Origin of the sequence: Fibrobacter sp. UBA3629, from assembly GCF_002374005.1 — a bacterium.
GTDB lineage: Bacteria > Fibrobacterota > Fibrobacteria > Fibrobacterales > Fibrobacteraceae > Fibrobacter.
The window spans coordinates 24,122-30,990 of sequence record NZ_DFLC01000026.1; the positions used below are offsets into that span (position 1 = coordinate 24,122).

Consider the following 6,869-nt stretch of genomic DNA (forward strand, 5'->3'; position numbering starts at 1 on the left):
CCACGGCAAGACCACCCTGGTGGACCAGCTCCTCAAGCAGTGTGGAACCTTCCACGAAGGTGAAGAAGTCAACGAACGCGTGATGGACTCCGACAACCTGGAACGCGAACGCGGCATCACCATCCTCAGCAAGAACACGAGCGTCATGTACAAGGGCTACCGCGTGAACATCGTCGATACCCCGGGGCACGCCGACTTCGGTGGCCAGGTGGAACGCGTTCTCGGTACGGTGGACGGCGTTCTGCTGGTCGTAGACGCATTCGAAGGCCCGATGGCCCAGACCCGCTTCGTGACGCAGAAGGCTCTCGAACTCGGGCTCATCCCCATCGTGGTGGTGAACAAGATCGACCGCGACGGCTGCAACCCGCACGGAGCCCTCGACAAGGTGTTCGACCTCTTCTGCGAGCTCGACGCCAATGAAGAGCAGCTTGACTTCGACAAGGTGTTCGGCTCCGGCCGCAAGGGCATCTGCAAGGCCGAGATGGAAGACCCCGACGGTGACTTCAGCATCCTCATGGACAAGATTATCGAGCGCATTCCGGCCCCGAAGGGCGACCCGGCTGCGGAACCGCTCCTGCAGATTGCATCGCTCGAATACTCGACCTTCCTTGGCCGCCTGGCCGTGGGCCGCGTGCAGCAGGGCGTGCTCAAGCCGAACCAGACCTACGCACAGGCCTTTACCGACGGCACCGTGAAGACTGTCCGCCCGCAGAAGATCCTGCGCTACGAAGGCCTCACCCCGAAGCCGGTCGACGAAGCCGGTCCGGGCGAAATCGTGCTTATCGCAGGCCTCGACACGTTCGATATCGGCGATACCATCAGCGCCGCGAACAACCCGAAGCACCTGCCGCGCATCCATATCGACCCGCCGACCATCTCCATGGTTTTCACCGTGAACACCTCGCCCCTCGCCGGCAAGTACGGTGGCAAATTCATGACGGGTAACCAGCTCCAAGAACGTCTGGAACGCGCCCACATGGCAGACCCCGCCCTCCTCGTCGAGAAGGTCGACGGCGCCTCCACGTTCAAGGTCTCGGGCCGCGGTATTTTGCACCTCACGATTCTCGTCGAGAACATGCGCCGCGAACTTTACGAATTCACCATCGGATCTCCGCAAGTGATTTTCCACAACGACGAGAACGGCAAGCTCCTCGAACCGGTCGAAGACTTCAAGGTCGAAGTCCCGAGCGAATTCAGCGGCGCCTGCATCCAGGAAATCCAGCAGCGCAAGGGCGAAATGGTGAACATGGTCACCGACGATAACGACCGCGTGACGCTCGAGTTCATCGTGCCTTCCCGTGGCCTTATCGGTATCCGCCCGAAGCTCCTCTCGCTCTCGAAGGGTTACGCCGTTACGCAGTCCTTCTTCAAGGAATACCAGCCGTACAAGGGCGAAATCCCGACCCGCATCAACGGCGTGCTTATCGCGAAGGAACCGGGCGAAGCAGCAAGCTACGCGCTTTCGAACCTGGAAGACCGCGGCTACCTCATCATCGGACCGGGTGCGGAAGTTTATCCGGGCATGATTGTGGGCGAACACAACCGCGACGTCGATATCATCGTGAACGTCACGAAGGGCAAGCACCTCACCAACATGCGTTCCAAGTCCGCTGACGACATGATCCAGCTGACCCCGTACCGCCGCATGACTTTGGAAGAATGCGTCACCTTCATCAACGAAGACGAATGCATCGAAGTGACGCCGGAAATCCTCCGCCTCCGTAAGACCGAGCTCGACCCGATCAAGCGCAAGCAGATGTCGAAGCGCCCCGCTGAAGACGACGATTAATAACGAAAGAGGCCCCGCACTGCGGGGCTTTTCCTGTATTTGCTAGTCCTACACCAAAAACCCGAGACGCCCTTCCCCGCTCTGGAGGAATTCGTCCATGTAATTTTTTGCTATCTGGCATGCTTCCGGCAGGTCGTGCCCTAGCGCCACATTCGATAAGATTGCCGAAGAGAGCACGCAGCCCGTGCCATGTTTTCCCTTGCCGGGGAGCCGCGGGCTCGTAAACTTGTACTGTTTGTCTCCGTACCACAGCGTATCGACAGCTTCTTTCCCTTTCGCATGCCCGCCCTTCAGGAGTACTGCGAAATCCTTGCCCAACTCGACATACCCGCGCGAAGCCGCAAGCCCCAGGCCCAGGTACGCAAATTCGTCCTGGTTCGGGGTCACAAGGTCAATCGACTTCATTACAGGCAGGAACTCGTCCAGTTCCGCATCGCGCATAAAGTGGAACCCCGCACTCGCCGAAGCAATCGGGTCCCACACGATAAACGCGTCTGGAGATTCTTTACGGACAAATTCAACAATCCGCTTCAGGATTTTTGCCTTTTCCACGAGCCCGATTTTCACGTACTTGAACTTGTGCTTTTTATAGAGCGTCGCAAGTTGTGCCTCGATGCGGTCCCAGATGACCCAGCCCGGGGCGATAAACTCTTCCTCGTTCTGTTCGGTTAGGGCCGTGCACACCGCCTGGCCGTACACGCCGAAATGCGCCATCGTCTTGATGTCGGCAACAAAGCCCGCACCGGCGCTTCCATCGAAGCCCGCCACAGTAAGCGCATGTATCAGTTTATCAGCCATGACCAACCCCCTAGACCATGTAATACCCTATCAAACCCGCGGTCAAAAGGCAAATCAGCACCACTGCAGGCAAAATCGGCTTGCGCATGGATTTCGCACCGAGCGCAAAAACGAGGGCCCCCTTGGTGAGCGTATTGGCAAGGCTTGCGAACAAAAGCGCAAGCACGAGTTCACGCACGCCGAGTCCCGACTTCAGGTTCATGTCGATAACGGAAAACGCCACCGCGTCCATCTCGGCGGCACCCCCCAGGAAGCTGCACGCAAGGAGCGCCCCCGAACCCAGGTAGACGCGAGCCGCATTCGCGACAAACATCACGCAGGTGAACACGATGCCGAATTTGATGGCGGGCAAAAGCTTGAACGGGTTCGAAAAATCCGTACTCTTCTGCCTGTGGTTGCGTGATTCCCGAATCTTGAGATAAAGCGCATACCCGAGCGCGGGCACCACCGGCAAAAGCAACGGCAGCAGCAAGGGCTTTGCCAGCGCACCGCTCAAGAAGATGCAGATAAGGTAGAGGCGCACATACATCACCGCCCAGCTGAGCACGATGCCGAGCGTAAAGTCCGAAGCGTAATCCTCGTTCTCGCGGCTGCGGCCCGCAAGATTGAGTGTAAGCGCGGTACTGCTCGCAAGCCCGCCCAGGAGTCCGGTAAGCCAGATTCCCTTGCCCGGCCCCACGACCTTGATGAGCACGTAGCCCACGAACCCGATGCCCGAGATAAACACGACGAACAGCCAGATCGTATGCGGGTTCAGCACCTCGAGTCCCGGCGGGCCGTAAGCCTGGTTCGGCAGGAACGGCAAAATCAAAGCCGAAATCACTGCGAACTTGACCGTTGCGAGGACATCCTCCTTCGAAAGTTTCTGCGCGAAAGCATGTAGCTGTTCCTTCGCCGACAGCACCCAGAGCATCACGACCATGATGATACAGGATTCAAGCAGGCGGCCGTACCAGCAGATTCCGCCGAGCAGGTAGACGATGACCAGAGCAACACTCGTCGTGATGCCGTCGCCCCCCACCGGAGTATCGCCCAGGCGCGCATCCGGACGACGGTGGCCTATCGCAAACGACACATGCATCGCCATCAGGAGCATGCCCACCACCACGAACCCCGTGATGAACGGAGCCGCGCCACCCATCTGGTCGGAGAGGAGGGCAGCCATGGCCCCCGCAAGCCCCACGAGCGTAAACGTACGCACGCCGGCCGGATGCCGATCCGACTGGTCCGAATACGTATGTTCGCGCTGCATGCCGATAATGAGACCCAAGCCTATCGCAGCCGCCAAACGGTAGAAGATGTTAAAGTCAAGCATAACAGTAATTTACACTCTACATCGCCCAAAGGGATCAAAAACCAGGCAAAAGAATGTTCGCCTTTGGAGTATTAGCCCCAAATCAGCCCTACTTGTGGTCGATTCCGGGGGGCGTCGTGAGGTAATAGATGACACACGGGATTACCACGCCAAACACGGTCACCCCCGCGGTCAGGTACACGAACCACTCCCTAACGGCAATGTCGGGCGGGACGAGGAATGTCTTGACCAGCGCGAACGCCACGATTACCAAAAGGCCGGGAATAAGGAACGACATCAGCTTGTTCATACCTTAAAAATAGCACAATTTTGCCACAAAAAGCGACAAAATGCAGGATTAGCCGATAAAATGAAAAAAATTCTGGGCGAAGATAACTTTTTTATTAAAAAAAGCTTATTTTTCAAGCAAGAGAAAATATATGTTTTCAACGATTCTACCAAGGAGTATTCACATGAATCTGAAAAAATTAGCCATGATTGCCATCGCTGGGACGATGGCATTCGGACTTGCCGCCTGTACCGAAGACTCAGGCACGAACGGCAGCATCGACAACGGAAACCACGGCAGCCTCCGCGACCGGGACGGTGACGACAACACTCCTAGCACAGTCGGCCCCAACGGCTATGACTACAAGGATAGCCGCAGCTACCGCGACTACACAGCCGACCTAACCGTCGGAAGCGTGAAGCACTCCGTCGTGCGCATCGGCGACCAGCTCTGGATGGGCGAAAACCTCAACGACCCAAGCGCAGGCCACTGCTACAATGACGACGAGGATTACTGCAAGCGTTTCGGAAGGCTCTACAGCTGGGCAGAGGCGATGAACCTTGACAATCGCTATAATTATGAGGACGCCACCCTCAAGATCAAGAACAAGCACCAGGGCATCTGCCCCGAGGGCTGGCGCATCCCCACCTCGAACGACTTCAAAAAAATGCTAGACTTCATCTTCTATGACTACGACCACGGCGATATCGCCCAGGACAACGGATTCGACGAGAATGATGACATCTCGGGCATCCAGTTGAAATCGACGAACTTCGACGCCTATGACGACGTGCTTTGGAATTCCAAGAATGGAGTCCCGGGCGAAGACACCTACGGTTTCTACGGTATCGGCACAGGCTATGGAGACACCTATCTCGGAGAGGACGACTACGGCGATACCGTCTACACCTATGAATATTCCGGAATCGCTGAATTTACGAAATTCTGGACGGCTACTCCCGTCGACGGAGCCGATGGCGCCGAAGTGTTCATCCTCACATTCGAAGACAGAACCATGTCCTCCTCTTGGGAATACAAGGAAGACCTTTACCCCGTCCGCTGCATGAAGGACTTCTAACCCGGGCCCCACAAGCATCTTTCAAAGGTTCCGCCCGCGCGGAGCCTTTTTTATTTTGTAATTTTATACTTGTAAAAATTTAACCCCAATTCATGGAATCTACTATGAGCATCAAAGATTACCTCGCCGGCGCCAAACAGGCCGGTTCCGTCCAGAAGCTGATGACCCCGGGCCTCGCCGTGGAATTTATCCAGCCCTGGTACACCCCGCTTTCTACGACCCCCTCTACCACGGGTATTGCTGTCGGCGGTATCGGCTCGACATTCACCGCCACGCCTGCCGGCACCACTCCCGTGATGAACGTGATGCCAGGCGTGCAGGTCCGCACCGAAAAGCCCGCTGACCTCCGCTTCAACAATTTCTTCTTCCGCGAATCCGTGATTGGCGCGAAGGCCGCTCTCGAAATCGGCGACTTCGCCGGCTTCACGCAGATGCTCGCCAAGTACCCGCTCGTGGACGCCAAGGGCGAAGCTCTCTTTACCGCCGCTGAACTGGCCAACCAGAAGAAGGCCGAGGCCAAGCTCAACAAGGCCATCGCCGAAAAGGATTTCTTCAAGAACAACAAGGCCGCGTTTGAACGCTGGCACATCGAATGGAGCGACCGCACCGCGGCTCTCTTGAACAAGGCCGGAGCCGAACTCAACCGCAGCGCCGTCATCGACTTCTTCAACGGTGTCGTGGGCGAAAAGGCCGTGCGCCAGGGCGCCCTCACCGCCGCCTGGGCAAACGACACTGAATTCCTGGGACAGGCCGGTTACGATGCCGCCAAGATGCAGTACGCCGCCCTCTACCCGGTGAGTGAAACCAAGTACGAAGGCAAGGGCGTGCAGATTACCAAAACCCAGTCCAGCTACGTGACCCCGGGTGACGAACGCCTCTCCAGCCTCCCCGTGAACGCCACCGTGTTCACTCTCGAAAATACCACCAAGGAAACCCGCGAAATCACGATCGTGCAGGTGCAGGACTGCATCGCCGGTTACATGGCCAAGAAGGACCGCCAGGGCGTTCAGGACTCGAGCTTCGTGCTCGTGCCCGCCGCACGTTTCCCGAAGGGCGTCAAGTTTGAGAAGCAGGCCAAGGACGGTCGCGAAGTCCGCGGTCTCGAATTTTACAACGAAAAGCCGCTCGCCGAAAGCGACTTCAACGGCTGCATGGGCGTATCCGTCGCCTGGAACAAGAAGGATAACCTGAACGTTTCCGTGAAGCCGATGTTCTACCAGGATGACGCCGCCTCTGTTTTGAAGGGCGCTCTCCGCAGCGGTCGCGTTTGCGAAGCCTGGGTTAAGAACGTTTACAGCGGTCGCGAAACCATGGCCGGTGCCGTCGCTGTTACCGCCGTCTTGAAGCCGAAGCAGAAGGTTTCTTTCCAGTTCAACCTGGTGCTCGACTTCCCCGAAATCAAGCTGAACAAGCTTACTTCCGCCAAGAAGTACACCGCCTTCTTCCCCGAAGCTTATGGCCGCGTGGGCGCCATCCTCGAAGAAGCCCTCGCCGCCGACAAGAACTTTGACGCTCGCCTCAAGGCATTCGAAGCCCTCGTTCCGAAGAAGGCCGTGGCCAAGCTCTACAAGACTGCCGCCAAGCAGGACGAATTCAAGAGCCTCGCCCTCAACACGCTCAG

At 57.3% G+C, this 6,869-nt stretch carries 6 protein-coding genes; 3 read left to right on the plus strand and 3 right to left on the minus strand.

Translation table 11 applies throughout. The annotated features are described in order from the left end of the window. The coding region (gene typA / locus B2310_RS08550; RefSeq protein WP_290730511.1) for a translational GTPase TypA at positions 1-1,789 on the plus strand (1,789 nt) is incomplete at its 5' end. A 48-nt stretch (positions 1,790-1,837) separates the two neighbouring features. Here the strand turns inward: typA and B2310_RS08555 are convergent. The 3 genes from B2310_RS08555 to B2310_RS08565 all read right to left on the minus strand — a co-directional run bounded on the left by B2310_RS08555 (position 1,838) and on the right by B2310_RS08565 (position 4,191). Then, complete coding sequence (locus B2310_RS08555; protein ID WP_290730514.1) at positions 1,838-2,587, minus strand: hydroxymethylpyrimidine/phosphomethylpyrimidine kinase; 750 nt, start codon at positions 2,585-2,587, stop codon at positions 1,838-1,840. A gap of 10 nt (positions 2,588-2,597) precedes the next feature. Then, positions 2,598-3,902: an MgtC/SapB family protein gene (locus B2310_RS08560; protein WP_290730516.1), complete on the minus strand. Its 1,305-nt coding sequence runs from the start codon at positions 3,900-3,902 to the stop codon at positions 2,598-2,600. Between the two features lie 88 nt (positions 3,903-3,990). Next, positions 3,991-4,191, minus strand: a complete 201-nt coding sequence (locus tag B2310_RS08565) for a hypothetical protein (protein ID WP_173366857.1) — start codon at positions 4,189-4,191, stop codon at positions 3,991-3,993. Positions 4,192-4,354: 163 nt separating this feature from the next. Here B2310_RS08565 and B2310_RS08570 point away from each other — a divergent pair, with 163 nt between their 5' ends. Both B2310_RS08570 and B2310_RS08575 read left to right on the plus strand, forming a co-directional pair. Further along, positions 4,355-5,248 (plus strand): FISUMP domain-containing protein, encoded by an 894-nt coding sequence (locus B2310_RS08570; protein ID WP_290730520.1) that lies wholly within the window; start codon positions 4,355-4,357, stop codon positions 5,246-5,248. Between the two features lie 104 nt (positions 5,249-5,352). Further along, the coding region (locus B2310_RS08575) for a GH116 family glycosyl-hydrolase (protein WP_290730523.1) at positions 5,353-6,869 on the plus strand (1,517 nt) is incomplete at its 3' end.

Coding starts and splice junctions, on each gene's coding strand:
- B2310_RS08555 (WP_290730514.1), bottom strand. CDS start 2,587: ATGGCTGATAAACTGATACATGCGCTTACTGTGGCGGGCTTCGATGGA.
- B2310_RS08560 (WP_290730516.1), bottom strand. CDS start 3,902: ATGCTTGACTTTAACATCTTCTACCGTTTGGCGGCTGCGATAGGCTTG.
- B2310_RS08565 (WP_173366857.1), bottom strand. CDS start 4,191: ATGAACAAGCTGATGTCGTTCCTTATTCCCGGCCTTTTGGTAATCGTG.
- B2310_RS08570 (WP_290730520.1), top strand. CDS start 4,355: ATGAATCTGAAAAAATTAGCCATGATTGCCATCGCTGGGACGATGGCA.